Genomic DNA, 17,971 nt, shown 5'->3' on the forward strand with positions numbered 1-17,971 from the left:
CTTTGTCCGTCTAATATTGCTGCTTCTTGTGTGCTTAAATCAAAAGTTGCTTGACCATCGTTACTCACATCATCACAGACCTCCATGTTTTCTGGCGCTGTAGCAATCGCTCTAGTATTTACTACTAAATTAAATAATGGTGTAGCACTCGCATTATAACAGCCACTATCTACTGAGCTTTCTACTCTTACATATATTGGTTGTGGGTTTTCTGTATTGGTATACGTTAATGGTAATACATTGTCCCCTGAATCTGCGTCATTGAAATTTAAATGGTACGTTACCATAAAATCTGTTGCGGATTGAGTACCCAAAATAATCGCTGTTTGTAAGCTTAAATCAAATTCTGAAAAACCATCATTACTATCATCATCACATAACTCTAAATCTGATACTGGATTAATTGTGGGTTGACCTGAAACATTTAAAGTAAAAGAAAGTACCTCGTAACAACCAGTTTCTAAATATTCAACTCTAACATATATAATTTCACCATCGGTTCCTGAATAATTAGAAGTATCCACTATTGCAGCCGTATCTGCATCTGCATCTGCTAATGAATTATGATATGTCACTACTAAATCAGCTGCATTTGTAGCACTTGCTGAAACCACAGGAGTATTCGACTCTAAATCAAATATATAAGGTGGAATTCCCGTATCACATAGATATAGATTATTTGGAGCTTCCGTAACTAATTCTGGATAAACTTCTACACAAACTACCTCTGTGTATTCACAACCAAAATCATCTGTGACTCTATAAGTATAACAATGCTGACCTGCAGTATCTGGAAGTACAGTTATATCATTACCAGTAGTACTTGTAATAGTTGGATCTGCATCCCAAGCCTCAGAAGTAATTACAGGTGTAAACGATAATTCTGGTGGCTGTAAATTTGGGTCAAAATTAATAACCCAAGAAAAAATTGTACCATCATCAACCGATAAATTATCAATAACTCTAATCGTCCAATCACCATTTAAAGGACTCCCTAATAAACTTGTAAAATCATCAACAGGAAGATATGTCCCTGGAGTCCATGATGGACCAGGAGGATTAGAACCTGCTGTTATTGTAGGTCCTTGATTAAGTAAAACTGAACCTGATAAAGAGAAACAATAATCAGCACCAATTCCAGGTACTTGATTATCTAAATTGTTTGCACCACCAAAGTAAGTACCTCCACCACCTCGATCATATAGACTAGCTATTTGACCATTAGGACTAATAATATCAATATCTAAATCATTAGACCAAGAATGCTCCATGTTAATACAAATTTCAACAATTTGATTTACATCAGTTAAAGTTTGACTAGCCTCATAACAATCTACTGTAATTGAAGTTTCGTAAGTTGCTCCTGATTGATCAGGAAGTACAGTCGTTCCACTAGTAGGAGGTGTACAATCATTAATAAATTCTACTGCATTAACTACTCCTGAAATTGTAGTACTTTCACCAAAACACAAACTTGTATCTGCTGCCGTTGTACCTGTAAAATCAGGTTCTGTAGCCACTTGAACAACCTGATTGATTAAATTGGTATTTGAACAACCCTCTGGAATAACAGTCGTATTTGTATCATTAATATTTAAATTAACGATATATACACCTGGTGTATCATAAGAAAATGTGGCTGTTTGACCTGCTACTGTATTTCCATCACCAAGATCCCATTCATAGTTAGCACCTGTTCCATCTAAAGAAAAGTTACCACTACCTGTTAATGTAATCTCTTCATTAGGACATACTCTAATATAACCATCACCATTCGGTGTTGGAGAAAACGTATCAATTTGCGAAGTAATTGTTTGACAAGGTGTTAGACACGATAAATTAGCTGCCCAACCTGTAGTATTTCCACTATCATCAGACACAAACTGAATGGTAATACATCCACTTGTATTGTCTGGTGTAGCAGTAATTAAACCTGGACTATCAACACCAGAAAACGTACCAAATGCAGTAGTATCATCTACAACATCACCATTATAGATGGTCATTACATCTAAATTTAATTGTGTATTAAATTCCGTAAAATCTATCTGAACTTTTTGTTCCGCATTTTCAGGGCAAATAGTTAAAACAAAACTTTCGTCATTACCATAAGGTCCAAATTCTCCTCCAGAGTCATAAAATATACCACCACATTGACTTACAGTTGCTGTTTGCATTACTACATCTTGCCCAATCAATAAAGAAGAGAACAACAATGCTAAAATTGTAATTAAATTTTTCATATTAAATTGCTTTCTTATTGATATTGTGACTTAACTAAAATGTAATAATTTGTATTATCCACACGATACATTGCTGCAGAACGCGAATGAAATCGAAAATTATATTTTAATGGGTTAAAATTTTCAGGATTAAAAACTTCATCTCTTTCTAAATCCTTTACATAACTATTAAAAAGAGTCACCTCAGAAAGTTTAGTACAATCTTTAGTTTTAGTGTCTTCTGAAACCAATTCTATAACAACTCTATTTCTAAGAATGTTCTTAACACTCTTTAAACGAAATGGATTGCTGTAAATATATTTTTCCGCGTATTCACCATAAACTTCTTCAATTTGAGCGCGTTCATTTGCTGTTAATGGCAGTTTTACATTGTCTTTAAATTCTATAACAGGAAGAGGCTGTTGACCTTGAGACTTTTGACTAAACACTAATAAGGGAAGTAGTGAAAAGGCCATAATAGCTAATAGTTTTTTCATTATTCTAATGGATTTTTTAAAGTTTCGAAAATTAAGAAAATTTTAATAAAACACTTGTTAATTTATCAAGGATATTGACACTTTAACGGTTTTATCTATATAACAGTTATATAAATATTTTCCCTACCCAATGGTTAATATTTTTATTGTTTATCTTTGCTACTTGCTTTTAAAAACTGAAAAACAATTATTTTAAAAATGAAAATCGATAGTGATTTTAACGATATAGACGCTCTAGGAGATGACCACATTGGTACATCTAGCGATACACCTTTAAGAACTGATGCCTTCAAACTTTCAAATAATGAAAAAATTGAACTCATTAAAAGTGATGTAAAACACATTTTAGAGACCTTAGGCTTAGATCTTAATGACGATAGTTTAAAAGGAACACCAAACCGAGTTGCAAAAATGTTTGTAAACGAAATATTTGGTGGTTTAGACCCTAATAAAAAACCAAGCGCTTCAACATTTGACAATAAGTACAAATATGGCGAAATGCTCGTTGAAAAAAACATAACTGTTTATTCTACTTGCGAACACCACTTACTACCTATAGTTGGCAGAGCGCATATTGCTTACATATCTAATGGTACTGTAGTTGGGTTATCTAAAATGAATAGAATTGTAGATTATTATTCTAAAAGACCTCAAGTACAAGAGCGCCTAACCATTCAAATTGTAAAAGAACTTCAACGTGTTTTAAATACTGATGATGTGGCGTGTGTAATAGATGCTAAACACTTGTGCGTAAACTCAAGAGGAATTAGAGATATTGAAAGTAGTACTGTGACTTCAGAATTTGGAGGAAAGTTTAAAGAGAGCGAAACTAGAAGAGAACTACTAGATTACATAAAATTGGAGACACAATTTTAATTCAATTTATCGATTCATTTTTCAAAATAGCATCATGTCATTATACGATACTCAAAAATTAAAAATATATAATACGCTTTCTGGCGAAAAAGATGTTTTTCAACCTATAACAGAAGGTTATGTTGGCATGTACGTTTGTGGACCAACGGTTTATAGCAATGTACATTTAGGCAATGTGAGAACTTTTATGTCTTTCGATATGATTTTTCGCTATCTTAAACATTTAGGCTATAAAGTGCGTTATGTACGCAACATTACTGATGCTGGCCATTTAGAAAACGATGCTGATGTAGGTGAGGATAAAATCACAAAAAAAGCACGTTTAGAAGCTATTGAACCTATGGAAATTGTACAGCGTTATACTGTAGATTTTCATAATGTATTAAACACCTTCAACTTTCTACCACCAAGTATAGAACCAACAGCTACGGGACATATTATTGAACAAATAGATTTAATTCAATCTATTATAGATAATGGTTTTGCATATATCGTTAATGGCTCTGTATATTTTGACGTCCATAAATACAACGAAACTAATGAGTATGGTATTTTAAGCAAGCGAAAGCTAGAAGACTTAATTCATAACACGCGTGCACTAGATGGACAAAGTGATAAGAAAAATCCACAAGATTTTGCACTATGGAAAAAAGCAGAACCTACACATATTATGCGTTGGCCTTCACCGTGGAGTGATGGTTTTCCTGGTTGGCATTTAGAGTGTACAGCAATGAGCACTAAATATCTTGGTGAGTTTTTTGATATTCATGGTGGAGGAATGGATTTAAAATTTCCGCATCACGAATGTGAAATTGCACAAAACCAAGCCGCAAAAGGACAAGCACCTGTAAAATATTGGATGCATGCCAATATGCTAGAACTTAATGGTGCGCGCATGAGTAAATCTACTGGGAATTATATTAATCCAGCTGAATTACTTTCTGGTGATAATGACATTATGTCTAAAGCATACAACCCAAGTGTCATCAGGTTTTTTATGATGCAAGCATCTTATAGAAGCGTTTTAGATTTAACAGATGCTGGCTTAGCTGCTGCTGAAAAAGGATTCCATAGACTTATGGATGCTATTGGTTTAATTGATAATTTAAAAACCGATACAACATCTTCATTTAATGTAACAGACTGGAAACAGAAATGTTACAATGCCATGAATGATGACTTTAATACACCTATTTTAATTGCTACACTTTTTGAAGCAGTAAAATTCATCAATTTAGTAAAGGACGGAAGCGCAACTGTAACACCAGAAGATTTAGCGAGCTTAAAAGAAACTATAGACACCTTTATTTTTGATGTACTAGGTTTAATTAATATCTCTAAAGAAAATTCTGGTAGCGATAAATTAGCTAGTGCTGTTGAAATCTTAATTAATCTTAGAAAAGAAGCTCGTATAAACAAGGACTTCGCTTTATCTGACAAAATTAGAGATGAATTAGCTGAAGCAGGCATTCAATTAAATGACAGCAGAGAAGGCACAACATTTACGACTAACTAAATATAAGATGCACTTAAATGTTTACTGAGAAAGAGAAAATACCGTTATTATGAAAAAGATTCTAATTGCACCTTTCTTGTTTCTCATTAAAATCTATCAAACATTTATTTCACCTTTAACACCTGCCACGTGCAGATATCAACCAACGTGTTCTCATTACGCCAAAGAAGCACTAGAAGTACATGGTTTTTTTAAAGGTGGATGGTTAGCCATAAAAAGAATTTTTAGCTGTCATCCATTTGGAGGAAAAGGATACGACCCAGTTCCTCCAAAAGAAGATTAATATTACGTTAATCTCATTTTCTATCACCATCAAAATATTATCTTTACCACATAAATAGAATATCTATGTTTTTATTACAGATTGATTGGGATCCTATAAAGTATATTGATTTAGGATTTTTTAAACTTCATTTCTACAGCTTAATGTGGATTACTGCCTTTATTATAGGTTTTACTATTATGAAGCGTATTTATAAAAATGAAGGTGAATCCGAAGAATCTTTAGACTCATTATTTATTTATTCTGTATTAGGAATTATGCTTGGTGCGAGATTAGGACATGTTATTTTCTACCAACCGGAATTAATTACTGAAGATTTTTTCAGCATCTTCTTACCTTTTAAATTTAAAGGTGGATTTGAGTTTACCGGATTTCAGGGTTTAGCGAGTCATGGTGCAGCAATAGCAATGATTATCTCAATGTATCTTTATAACAAGAAAGTATTACACAAATCTGTACTTTGGATATTGGATCGTGTTGTAATACCTGTTGCTTCAGGTGCTGTATTTGTTAGAATCGGAAACTTTATTAATTCTGAAATTATCGGAAAATATACAGGAAGTGATTTTGGAGTTGTTTTTAAGCAATTAGGAGAAACCGAACCAAGACATCCAGCTCAATTATACGAAGCATTTTGTTACATTTTTGTGTTCTTAATTTTATTTTATTTCTATTGGAAAACAAAAAAATCTGAACAACAAGGCTTTTTATTTGGTCTGTTTTTAGTACTACTTTGGACTGTAAGATTCTTTGTAGAGTTTGTAAAAGAAGCACAAAATATAGAACGTGCTGATTGGGCTTTAAATACTGGTCAATGGTTAAGTATTCCTTTTATAATTATAGGACTTTACTTTATGTTTATCTATAAACCCAAAACAAAATTGAATTAATGCGATTTCCATCTTTTTTTAGAGTTTCATTTGTTGTCTTAACGTTAATCTTTTTTTCATCTTGTAAAAAAGAGAAAACTACAAAAACGGAAGACAAAGTTGTTGTTAGTTTTAAAAAAGAAGGGACACTTACATTAAAAAAAGCAGACACCGATTCCATAATAAGAACTATAGATATTGAAATCGCAGATAACGACTACGAAACTCAAACGGGTTTAATGTATAGAAACAAGCTTGAAGAAAATCATGGTATGCTTTTTATACTCGAGGAAGAAAAACTTCAGAACTTCTACATGAAAAACACTAGAATCCCATTAGATATCATTTACATAAATGAAACCAGAACAATAGTTAGCTTTCAGAAAAATGCTAAGCCAATGGATGAAACATCACTTCCGTCTGAAGCTCCTGCAAAATATGTATTAGAAATTAATGGTGGACTTTCTGATCAATGGCAACTTAAGGTTGGAGATAAGATAAGTTTCACTTCAATAACAAATGATTAAGGCGTTAGATTTATATATCAAGACACCATTAGGACATCAATTAGGTCTTACCATATTTAAACCTAAAATTTCAAATCATAAAAGCATTATTATTTCTTCTGCTACAGGAGTTCTTCAACATTACTACTTTAAATTTTCAACATACTTTTCAGAATTAGGCTATACGGTTTATACTTTTGACTATTCTGGTATTGGAAAATCTAACCTAAGCACAGCACACTTAAAACAAAACAAAATTGATTTAAAAGCTTGGGGAGAAAATGACCAAGCATCGGTTATTGCTTATGTAAAATCTGAAAACCCTAAACATAAAACAATTTTAATTACGCATAGTATTGGTGGCCAATTATTAGCTTTTAATAAAAGTAATGCTCAAATAGACGCCATAATTACCGTTGCTTCTCAAAGTGGTTATTGGAAACACTGGAAAGGTTTTGATCGCTTTAAAATGTACATCTTTTGGCATGTTTTAATTCCTACATTAACACCAATATTTGGATACTTTCCTGCTAAAAAAATAGGTCTTTTTGAAAATCTACCTAAAGAAATGGCTCATCAATGGCAACGTTGGGGAAAACAAAAGGATTACATGTTAAGCGAATTCGATTTTGAAAATCTTCAGTTTAAAAATTATAAAAACAGCTTGTTAGCATTGAGTTTCCCAAATGATGAATTTGCTTCGAAATCTTCAGTAGATTGGTTAGCTAGCCAGTTTGTAACTGCACGTGTTGACCGAAGACATATTATTCCTGAAAAACTAGGCTTACCTCATATTGGTCATTTCGGATTCTTTAGAAGTCAATTTAAAGATTCACTATGGCAAATGATGCATGAATGGATTGAGAGCAATTCTTAAAAAATCTAATTCCCCATTTAAAGATTTAAACATAAAAAAAGCCTTTCAATTAAGAAAGGCTTTTTAAATTCTAAAAATAGAATTATAATTATTTATAAAACTTAAGCTTCTTCTTCAACTTCTTTCACTTTATTTTTAAGTGCTTCAGTTGCATTACCTTTCTTAGCTGTATCATACATAATTGGTGTTGCAATAAATACTGAAGAGTACGTACCTACAATTACACCTAAGATTAATGCAAATAATAAATCTTTAAGTGAATCTGCACCAAATAAGAACATTGCTAATAACACCACTAAAGTCGTTAACGATGTATTTAATGTTCTTGAGATTGTACTGTTGATAGACTTATTAATAGTTGTATCAAAATTCCAACCTAAATTTTCATTAAAATACTCTCTAATTCTATCAAATACAACAACAGTATCATTCAGTGAGTAACCAATTACGGTTAATATTGCTGCGATGAACGTTTGATCAATTTCCATACTAAATGGCATAAATCTCCAAGTCAATGAATAAATACCCATTACAATTAATACATCATGGAAAACTGCAGCTACAGCACCAAGAGAGAATTGCCATTTCTTAAATCTTAATAAGATATATAAGAATACAACCACTAATGATCCTAATATAGCCCAAACTGATGATTTTTGAATATCATCTGCAATCGTTGGACTCACTTTACTTGATAACATTTTACCTATTTTCTTATCTCCTGATCCATCTAAGAATTCAGAATAAGTCATTCCTGCTGGAAGATACTTTTGCAATGCTTTAAATAGCATTGACTGTACTTCTTCATCAGCTTCAATAGAACTATCTTCTACTTTATATTTTGTGGAAATTTTTAATTGATTTGGTCCACCAATAGTTTTAACCTCTGCACTTTCAAAAACAGCATGAAGATCAGTTTTAACTTCTTCAACACTCATATCTTGATCAAAACGCACTTGGTAAGTTCTTCCTCCAACAAAGTCAATACCTTGATCCAATCCTGTTGTAAATAATGAACCTAAACTCGCTAAAATTAAAATTCCAGAAAAGATATAAGCAATCTTACGTTTTCTTAAGAAATCGATATTTACATTCTTAAACAAGTTCTTAGTTAAGCCTGTAGAAAATTCTAAATTACCACCTCTATTTACATACCAATCTACTAATAAACGTGTAATAAAAATCGCAGTAAATAATGATGTTAAAATACCAATGATTAATGTTGTTGCGAAACCTTTAATTGGTCCTGTACCAAATACAAATAAGATTAAAGCAGTTAAACCTGTAGTAATGTTTGCATCTAAAATAGAAGATAATGCATTAGAAAAACCATCTTTTATAGACTCTTTTTGAGTTTTGCCTTTTGCCAGTTCCTCCCTAATACGTTCAAATATAAGTACGTTTGCATCGACCGAAATACCAATCGTTAATACAATACCTGCTATACCAGGTAATGTTAATACAGCTCCTAAACTTGCTAATACACCAAAGATTAATAAGATGTTTAAGAGTAATGCGATATCTGCAAATCCACCTGCTTTACCATAGTAGAAAATCATCCATAATAATACAAATGCTAATGCAATAATAAATGATAACATACCACTATCAATTGCTTCTTGACCTAAAGATGGCCCAACCTCATCTGCTTGCACAATTTGAGCAGAAGCAGGTAATTTACCAGCTCTTAATACGTTTGCTAAATCCACAGCTTCAGCCAATGTAAATGACCCAGAAATCTGAGATCTACCACCTGAAATTCCACCAGGCTGTGTAACACCTGGAGCAGAATAAACTATATTATCTAAAACAATAGCAATATTTCCGTCAGTTTGATTTGCTTCTTTGGTCATTTCTTCCCAAATTTTAGCACCTCTTGCATCCATTTGCATACTCACAGCTGGTCTACTTATTTGATCGTAATCTTGATCAGCACCAGTAATAACCGAACCACTTAATCTAGGCTCATCATCTCTGTTACCTTTAATAGCATATAACTCAGAATATTCTGAATCCTCAGATTGAATGCCCCAAGCAAACTTTATGTAACGCATTTCTGCTGGTAAAGATGCTCTGTTTTTAGATGCATTTAAGTGCTCTAAAACTTTTTCTCTATCCTTCTTTAAGAAAATTCCAATAACAGAACCACCTCTTCCGAATTCCTGAATACCAATTGGATAAATATCAGCTAAACTAGTAGTAGCTGTAGAATCAGTTTCTATCTGACCTGTTAAATCATCAATGGCATCTGAAGCAGCATTTTCATCATCTTGTACTTCTGTAACTTCTTCTTTAACCTCGTTCTTTTTGTTTTCTTCGACCAACTTTTGGTTAACTTCCATTATATAAGGTAAAACCTCTTGCGCCTTGTAAGTTTCCCAAAACTGTAATTGTGCTGTTTTAGTCACTAAATCTTTAACACGCTCAATATCTTTGGCTCCCGGTAATTCTAAAAGAATACGACCAGTATTTCCTAAACGTTGAATATTTGGAGACGTTACACCAAACTTATCAATACGCTTACGTAATACTTCAAAAGCAGAAACGATAGATTCATCAATTTTAGTTTCTATAATACCTTTAACTTCGTTATCTGACATATCGAATTTAATCTCATCACTTAACGTTCTGTTAGCAAAAATATCTGGAGACGCTAATTTAGTATCACCTTTTATAGCATCAAACGCTTTAAAGAAAGACTCTAAATAAGAATCTTGAGAATCCTTTTGTAATTCTTCTGCATCATCTAAAGCTTTATTAAATAATGGGTCTTTACTGTTATCAGACAATCCTTTTAAGATATCTCTAACTGAAATCTGAAGTATAACGTTAATACCACCTTTAAGGTCTAAACCTAAATTCATAGCATTATTTTCAACTTCGTTGTAGTCGTATTGAGCTATACCTAAGTTATAAGCTTCAATAGATTCAAACTTATCACCTACTTTAATTTTAGAGGTTTTTAAAGAATCTAAATAACGTGCTTCTTCTATGTTTCTCTTAGATTGGTAATCATCTTCAGTATCTGCATACTTTGCTATTGCTGCTTCTTTAGCATTATCTTCAATTTGATTGGCTCTAAACGTAAATGATAATTGATAGATACTTACCAAACCAAATAAAAGCGCAAATAGCTTAATTATTCCTTTGTTTTGCATTTTTGTTGTTTTTAATGTCGAATTGTTAGTTAATTACGATAGTTGTGAAAACTAGCGCGCAAATATAGCTTTTACACTATAATTCGACAATGTTTTTATTGAATTAGATGTTTAGCTTTTTGATTGACAAAAGCTCTTTGATTTGAAGTGGAATTGTTTCGGATTAAAAATTCCTTATACCATTGGTCCTGCTCTTACTTCCGGAATTTTGTAAGATGAATTATTACTTACTATTGCTGCAACTTTATAAGCTTCTACAATAGTATTTATGACATGATTATTTAATTCTGAAGAAACCTGATTACCAGAGTTATGTACTTTTAAAGTATTAGAATGATCTGATTTAGGATTAAACGTAGCAACTTCAGTTCCTTCAAAATCCCAAGTATTAGAAGTGCTAGTCTTAATTTCTGAAACATTAAGCTCGTAATCCTTTACTTTTGGAACATTAGGAAAATCTTTTGAAGACTGAACCGAAGGGCTATATGCAACCTGAAAATCTTCTGCATTAAAAAGTGCTTTCTGAATATCTGCTACATCTTCCTCGCTGAAATACGTAATTCTTAATTGACCCGTTTTACTTTGACCTATCTGAATTTGAGTAACACCAATGCTTTGTAATTTATTTTGAATAGCTTCAATCGTATCCTCAGTGTCTGCTATAGTAATAGTATCATTTGAAAACTGGATAACAATTTGCTGATTTGGTACTGTGTTTGGCTCAAGAAACGTTACTAAAAACGCCAAGAGTACAGTTATTAATCCAAAATGCAATTTGGTTTTCATGCGTCAAATATAGACAAAAAAATAAAGACTGTATTTCTACAGTCTTTATTAATTATAAACAATAATGTATTGAATATTACAATTCTAAAAGTCCATTTGTTTTCTTAACACCTTCAGCACTTTCTGCCATATGTGCTTTTTCTGCATCACTTAAAGGTACATCTACAATCTTTTCGATTCCATTTCTACCTAAAATTACTGGTACACCAATACAAAGATCACTTAATCCGTATTCACCATCTAATAAAGTAGAACATGGGAATATTTTCTTTTGGTCACAAGCAATTGCCTGTACCAACCCACTAACTGCCGCTCCTGGAGCATACCATGCTGATGTTCCTAATAAACCTGTTAGTGTTGCTCCACCTACTTTAGTATCTGCCGCAACTTGCTCTAATCTTTCTGCTGAAATAAACTCAGAAACTTTAATACTGTTTCTTGTTGCATGAGATGTTAATGGCACCATACCTTTATCGCTATGTCCACCAATTACCATACCGTCAACATCACTAATTGGAGCCTCTAACGCTTCAGCTAATCTGTATTTAAAACGAGCAGAATCTAAAGCTCCACCCATTCCTATAATTCTATGTTTTGGTAAACCTGTTACTTTATGAGCCAAATACGTCATAGTATCCATAGGATTACTCACAACGATAAGAATAGTGTTTGGAGAATGCTCAACTAAACTTGTTGATACTGTTTTAACAATACCTGCATTAATTCCTATTAACTCTTCACGAGTCATACCTGGTTTACGAGGAATACCAGATGTTATTACACAAATATCACTATTTGCTGTTTTAGAATAATCGTTTGTACTTCCTGTGATTTTAGTGTCAAATCCATTTAAGGATGCACACTGCATTAAATCCATTGCTTTTCCTTCTGCATAGCCTTCTTTAATATCAAGAATTACTACTTCTGAAGCAAAGTTTTTTATTGCTATATACTCTGCACAACTTGCGCCTACTGCACCAGCGCCAACTACGGTTACTTTCATATCTATTATAATTTTTATCCGTTAAATAATTTAGTACACAAATTTAAGGTTTTACGTTTTAATTTCCATGACATTAATCATAGTATTCAAATAAAAAAAAAGAGCAATCATTTGATTGCTCTTTTATATATAAAATAATTGATATTTACCTTACACTGAAAGCAATACCAACTGTTGCTGTATTATAATTTTGAAATGTATAATCTGCAAATATTTTAAAAACACTAAGATTTAAACGTATCCCTAAAGTTGCTCTCATTCCATTAGCCTCGAAGTCTAAATTTATTGGATTAGTCACATTGACATCTTCTGGTAGTCCTGCAGAATTACCATTTTCATCCTCAATATCGTAGGTTAATATATAATCACCTTTTATTTTTGCAGTTGTCTTACCACTATTATAGCCTGCACTTCCATATAAAGTAATTAACTTAAAATCTAATGAAGCCAAAGCTTGAACCGTCCAAGTATTCATTTTAAATTCAGCCTCACCATTAAGAACCTCTACATTATCCGTAGCGTCTTCATCTGCCATTGCATAAGTAACACTCATATTCGTAAACGCACCTAAAACAGAAACACTTAAAGGTGATTTATCTATAATGCCCAAATATTGAGTTAAATCGTGTTGTAAACCAAATCCAAGTAATTTTGCCTCTACATCGTCATAACGTTGTGTTGGTACAAAACGTGCTTTAATATCTGTTTTAAAAGGTAAACCAAAACCTACCTGAACCGTTGGAGCTGGTACAGCATTTACGGGTAAATCTTCTGTGATACCTCCTGGCATTGTAAAACTAACAACTTTGTATGTACCATCACCATTCGGAATTTCAACATCAACCATCACCTCAGCATCATCTTCGCTCATTATAGTTTGTAACTCTGTTTCGCTATTCGCTAAAGATAAATACGAATAATCACTTGGTACAAAAGCAAAAGTCTTAGCTTCTTCCGGAACTAATGAAGCATTTACTCCTATAGTTAAATCGAAACCAAACTTTTTATGAACCTTAGCCGTTGTTGCCCATCCACCATTCATACTATACATTAAGCCTTCCATTGCCGGATTTAAATAGTTCTGAGATAACAAACTTGCATCGTCTGCCGCTAAAAGAATAGTCTCTAAATCCTGAGCCTTAGCTAGTTGAAAACTAACAATTAAAACAACTGAAGCGATTAAATTTTTCATATATCGTGGTTTTATTTTGCCGTAAACATATAAAAATAAATCTAAAACAAACACTTAATCGTGTATTTTTACACTTAATCGACAAATATGTTTTAATAAATTAACCGCTAAGCATAAAAAAAACACCCAATTATGGGTGCTTTAATTACTGAAACAATATTTCAGATATAATATATTATCTATGCATCAATATTTGCATAAATAGCATTCTTTTCAATAAACTCTCTACGAGGTGGCACTTCATCTCCCATTAACATTGAGAATACACGATCTGCCTCTACTCCATTATCGATTTGAATTTGACGTAATGTTCTAAACTCAGGGTTCATTGTTGTATCCCAAAGTTGCTCTGCATTCATCTCACCAAGACCTTTATAACGTTGAATTTTTGCTCCATCACCATATTGCTCCATTAAAGCTAAACGCTCTTCATCATTCCAAGCATATTCTTTTTTAGCTCCTTTTTTCACTAAGAATAAAGGTGGTGTTGCAATATAAATATGTCCATTTTCAATTAACTCCTTCATATAACGGAAGAAGAAAGTTAAAATTAAAGTTTCAATGTGCGAACCATCTATATCGGCATCACACATAATCACTATTTTATGGTATCTTAATTTTGAAAGGTTAAGCGCTTTACTATCTTCTTCTGTTCCGATAGTTACACCTAAAGCTGTAAAGATATTTTTGATTTCTTCGTTTTCAAAAACCTTATGAGTCATTGCTTTTTCAACATTAAGAATCTTACCTCTTAATGGTAGAATAGCTTGAAACATTCTATCACGACCTTGTTTTGCCGTTCCACCTGCCGAATCTCCCTCGACTAAGTAAACTTCACATTTTGCAGGATCTTGTTCAGAACAATCTGATAATTTACCAGGTAAACCACCAATACTCATTACTGTTTTACGCTGAACCATTTCACGTGCCTTTTGAGCCGCATGACGTGCTTGAGCTGCAAGAATTACTTTTTGAACAATAGTCTTAGCATCATCTGGGTTTTCTTCTAAATAATCAGTTAACATTTCTGAAACCGACTGACTTACTGCTGCAGAAACCTCACGGTTACCTAACTTTGTTTTTGTTTGTCCTTCAAATTGTGGTTCTTGAACTTTTACAGAAATAATAGCTGTTAAACCTTCACGAAAATCATCACCAGCAATATCAAACTTTAATTTGTCTAACATACCAGATTCATCCGCATACTTTTTAAGGGTATGAGTTAATCCACGACGGAAACCTGATAAGTGTGTTCCACCTTCATGTGTATTAATATTGTTTACATAAGAGTGTAAATTTTCTGCGTAAGATGTATTATAAATCATAGCAACCTCAACAGGTACACCATTCTTTTCTCCTTCAAACGAAATAACATCTTTCATTAAAGGCTCTCTGTTTCCATCTAAAAATTTGATAAATTCTTTAAGACCTTCTTCAGAATGGAATGTTTCACCTTCAAATTCACCATCTTCTTTTTTATGACGCTTATCAATTAAATGAATAGTAATTCCTTTATTAAGGTAAGCCAATTCACGTAAACGACTTGCTAGTGTATCGTAATTGTATTCTAAAGTTTGCGTAAAGATTGTTGAGTCTGGCTTAAAAGTTACAATTGTACCTCTCTTATCTGTTGTACCCACTTTTTTCACAGGATACATCGCTTTTCCTCGCTCGTACTCTTGCTCCCAAACATCACCTTTTCTATAAACCGTTGCTTTTAGATGCTCGGATAATGCATTTACACAACTTACACCAACACCGTGTAAACCACCAGATACTTTATAAGAATCTTTATCAAATTTACCACCAGCACCAATTTTAGTCATTACAACCTCTAATGCAGAAACACCTTCTTTTTTATGTAAATCTACAGGAATACCACGACCATCATCTTCAGTAGTAATAGAGTTATCTTCATTAATAGTTACGGTAATATTATCACAGTGACCAGCTAAGGCTTCATCAATAGAGTTATCTACAACCTCATAAACTAAATGGTGTAATCCTCTTACACCAACATCTCCAATATACATCGATGGACGCATACGCACATGCTCCATTCCCTCTAGGGCCTGAATACTATCCGCGGAATAATTATCCTTATTAAATTCTTCTTTCTTTTCGCTCATTATAATGAAATAATTTTAGTTCGATTTAACGCATAAAAAAATGACACTATTGTATCATTTTTGAATACTAACAAATATAAGAAATTAAAACACCTTTTAAAAGCTTTTTATGCGTTGAGACTGATAATTATTAACATTTGTTAATTTCTAAAAAAGCCTCTTAAAACACCTATAAAGTACCTTAAATTAAATATTAACAAATTCAAAAGCTAAAAAAATCTTCTGCAAACAACAAAATCCCGCAGACGCGAGATTTTGTTGTTTAAAATTATCCTATTAAGTCAATTAAAAGCTTGTTTTATACATTTTAATAAGCCTTATCATGCACATTAGCAATCGCTCTACCAGAAGGGTCATTCATGTTTTTAAAAGCTTCATCCCATTCTAAAGCTGTTGCTGTGCTACAAGCTACACTTGCTTCTTGTGGCACACTCAATGCTGCTGCATCACTTGGGAAATGACCTTCAAAAATACTTCTGTAATAATATTCTTCTTTGTTTAGAGGTGTATTAATTGGAAAACGGAATGCGGCGTTTTCAATTTGCTCGTCTGTGACTTCTTTATCTACCACTTCTTTTAAGGTATCAATCCAGCTGTAACCTACTCCATCAGAAAATTGTTCTTTCTGTCTCCACGCCACACTTTCAGGTATCATATCTTCAAATGCTTTACGAACCACCCATTTTTCCATGCGCTCTCCGTTAATCATTTTATCTTTTGGGTTGATACGCATGGCTACATCCATAAATTCTTTATCTAAAAATGGTACACGACCTTCAATTCCCCAAGCTGCTAAACTTTTGTTAGCTCTTAAGCAGTCGTACATATGTAATTTATCTAATTTACGAACTGTTTCTTCATGAAATTCTCTTGCATTTGGCGCTTTATGAAAATACAAATAACCACCAAAAATCTCATCTGCTCCTTCACCAGATAATACCATCTTAATACCCATTGATTTAATTACTCTTGCCATTAAATACATTGGCGTTGATGACCGAATCGTCGTAATATCGTAAGTTTCTATATTATAAATAACATCTTTTATTGCATCTAACCCTTCTTGAATTGTGAATTTAATTTCATGATGAACTGTACCAATATGATCGGCTACTTTTTTTGCCGCAGCTAAATCTGGAGACCCTTCTAAACCAACTGAAAACGAATGTAACTGCGGATACCAAGCATCCGTTGTATCATCTGACTCTACACGTTTTTGTGCATATTTCTTAGCAATCGCAGAGGTTACTGAAGAATCTAATCCACCAGATAATAAAACGCCGTAAGGAACATCACTCATTAATTGTCTGTGCACTGCTGCCTCTAAAGCTTCTTTTACTTCTGCTATACTTGTTTCATTGTCTTTTACAGCATCATAGTCCGTCCAATCTCGCTTATACCATTTTACAAACTCACCATCACTACTAGACATGTAATGTCCTGGAGGAAATAATTCAATTTTAGTACAAATTCCTTCTAATGCTTTTAGCTCTGAAGCCACATAAAAAGTCCCATTTTTATCCCAACCTATATATAAAGGAATAATTCCCATATGATCGCGAGCAATAAAATATTCGTCTTTTTCAGTATCATAAATAGCGAATCCGAAAATACCATTCATATCATCTACAAAATCAACTCCTTTTTCTTGATACAAGGCTAAAATAACCTCACAATCACTTTGTGTTTGAAAATCGTATTTACCTTCAAATTGTTTACGTATTTCTCTATGGTTATAAATTTCTCCGTTTGCAGCTAGTATTAATTTCTCATCAGGACTTAACAATGGTTGCTTACCAGAAGCAGGATCTACAATGGCCAAACGCTCATGAGCCATAATCACTTTATCATCACTGTAAATTCCACTCCAGTCTGGTCCGCGATGACGAATTGTTTTTGCCATTTCTAAAACCTGAGGTCTTAAATCGTCAACTTTTTGTTTTATATCAAACGCACATACTATTCCGCACATAACTTTTATTTTTTTGAATTTGGGTTTTAATCCGAACTTTAATTATTAATTCTGAAGCAAATATGAGATAAAACTTTCATATTAT

General features: G+C 32.9%; 14 protein-coding genes. 6 read left to right on the forward strand and 8 right to left on the reverse strand.

Features of this window, described 5'->3' with window-relative positions:
• Both Q0807_RS15895 and Q0807_RS15900 read right to left on the reverse strand, forming a co-directional pair.
• The coding region (locus Q0807_RS15895; RefSeq protein ID WP_299111580.1) for a PKD domain-containing protein at positions 1-2,243 on the reverse strand (2,243 nt) is incomplete at its 3' end.
• A 14-nt stretch (positions 2,244-2,257) separates the two neighbouring features.
• The gene (locus tag Q0807_RS15900) at positions 2,258-2,719 is read right to left on the reverse strand and encodes a hypothetical protein (RefSeq protein ID WP_299111585.1); all 462 of its coding nucleotides are present in this window, start codon (positions 2,717-2,719) and stop codon (positions 2,258-2,260) included.
• Positions 2,720-2,917: 198 nt separating this feature from the next.
• On the opposite strand from Q0807_RS15900, the gene folE reads away from it, so the two are divergent.
• From folE to Q0807_RS15930, 6 genes are all read left to right on the forward strand, one after another.
• Positions 2,918-3,595 carry a GTP cyclohydrolase I FolE gene (gene folE / locus Q0807_RS15905; protein ID WP_299111588.1) on the forward strand — a complete coding sequence of 226 codons (678 nt, stop codon included), beginning with the start codon at positions 2,918-2,920 and terminating at the stop codon, positions 3,593-3,595.
• A 34-nt stretch (positions 3,596-3,629) separates the two neighbouring features.
• Complete coding sequence (gene cysS, locus Q0807_RS15910; protein WP_299111591.1) at positions 3,630-5,111, forward strand: cysteine--tRNA ligase; 1,482 nt, start codon at positions 3,630-3,632, stop codon at positions 5,109-5,111.
• A gap of 49 nt (positions 5,112-5,160) precedes the next feature.
• Entirely contained in the window at positions 5,161-5,394 is a 234-nt protein-coding gene (gene yidD, locus Q0807_RS15915; RefSeq protein WP_299111593.1) for a membrane protein insertion efficiency factor YidD, read from the forward strand.
• 65 nt (positions 5,395-5,459) lie between these two features.
• Positions 5,460-6,284, forward strand: coding sequence for a prolipoprotein diacylglyceryl transferase (lgt, locus tag Q0807_RS15920; RefSeq protein ID WP_299111595.1), 825 nt, complete (start codon positions 5,460-5,462; stop codon positions 6,282-6,284).
• Complete coding sequence (locus tag Q0807_RS15925) at positions 6,284-6,790, forward strand: DUF192 domain-containing protein (protein ID WP_299111597.1); 507 nt, start codon at positions 6,284-6,286, stop codon at positions 6,788-6,790. The genes lgt and Q0807_RS15925 overlap by 1 nt, the downstream gene beginning before the upstream one ends.
• A complete protein-coding gene (locus Q0807_RS15930) occupies positions 6,783-7,646 on the forward strand; it encodes an alpha/beta hydrolase (protein WP_299111599.1) in 864 nt (287 codons plus the stop codon). The genes Q0807_RS15925 and Q0807_RS15930 overlap by 8 nt, the downstream gene beginning before the upstream one ends.
• Before the next feature lie 101 nt (positions 7,647-7,747).
• Here the strand turns inward: Q0807_RS15930 and secDF are convergent, their stop codons facing one another.
• The 6 genes from secDF to asnB all read right to left on the reverse strand — a co-directional run bounded on the left by secDF (position 7,748) and on the right by asnB (position 17,886).
• On the reverse strand, positions 7,748-10,804 hold the full coding sequence (gene secDF, locus Q0807_RS15935) for a protein translocase subunit SecDF (protein ID WP_299111601.1): 3,057 nt from the start codon (positions 10,802-10,804) through the stop codon (positions 7,748-7,750).
• Positions 10,805-10,978: 174 nt separating this feature from the next.
• Positions 10,979-11,590 carry a hypothetical protein gene (locus Q0807_RS15940; protein ID WP_299111603.1) on the reverse strand — a complete coding sequence of 204 codons (612 nt, stop codon included), beginning with the start codon at positions 11,588-11,590 and terminating at the stop codon, positions 10,979-10,981.
• Between the two features lie 76 nt (positions 11,591-11,666).
• Positions 11,667-12,593 carry a malate dehydrogenase gene (mdh, locus tag Q0807_RS15945; RefSeq protein ID WP_299111605.1) on the reverse strand — a complete coding sequence of 309 codons (927 nt, stop codon included), beginning with the start codon at positions 12,591-12,593 and terminating at the stop codon, positions 11,667-11,669.
• Between the two features lie 145 nt (positions 12,594-12,738).
• A complete protein-coding gene (locus Q0807_RS15950) occupies positions 12,739-13,785 on the reverse strand; it encodes a DUF6588 family protein (RefSeq protein WP_299111607.1) in 1,047 nt (348 codons plus the stop codon).
• A 179-nt stretch (positions 13,786-13,964) separates the two neighbouring features.
• Positions 13,965-15,914 (reverse strand): DNA topoisomerase (ATP-hydrolyzing) subunit B, encoded by a 1,950-nt coding sequence (gyrB, locus tag Q0807_RS15955; RefSeq protein WP_299111609.1) that lies wholly within the window; start codon positions 15,912-15,914, stop codon positions 13,965-13,967.
• 307 nt (positions 15,915-16,221) lie between these two features.
• Complete coding sequence (asnB, locus tag Q0807_RS15960) at positions 16,222-17,886, reverse strand: asparagine synthase B (RefSeq protein ID WP_299111611.1); 1,665 nt, start codon at positions 17,884-17,886, stop codon at positions 16,222-16,224.
• Between the last annotated feature and the right edge of the window lie 85 nt (positions 17,887-17,971).

Origin of the sequence: uncultured Winogradskyella sp. (genome assembly GCF_947495255.1) — a bacterium.
Lineage (GTDB): Bacteria > Bacteroidota > Bacteroidia > Flavobacteriales > Flavobacteriaceae > Winogradskyella.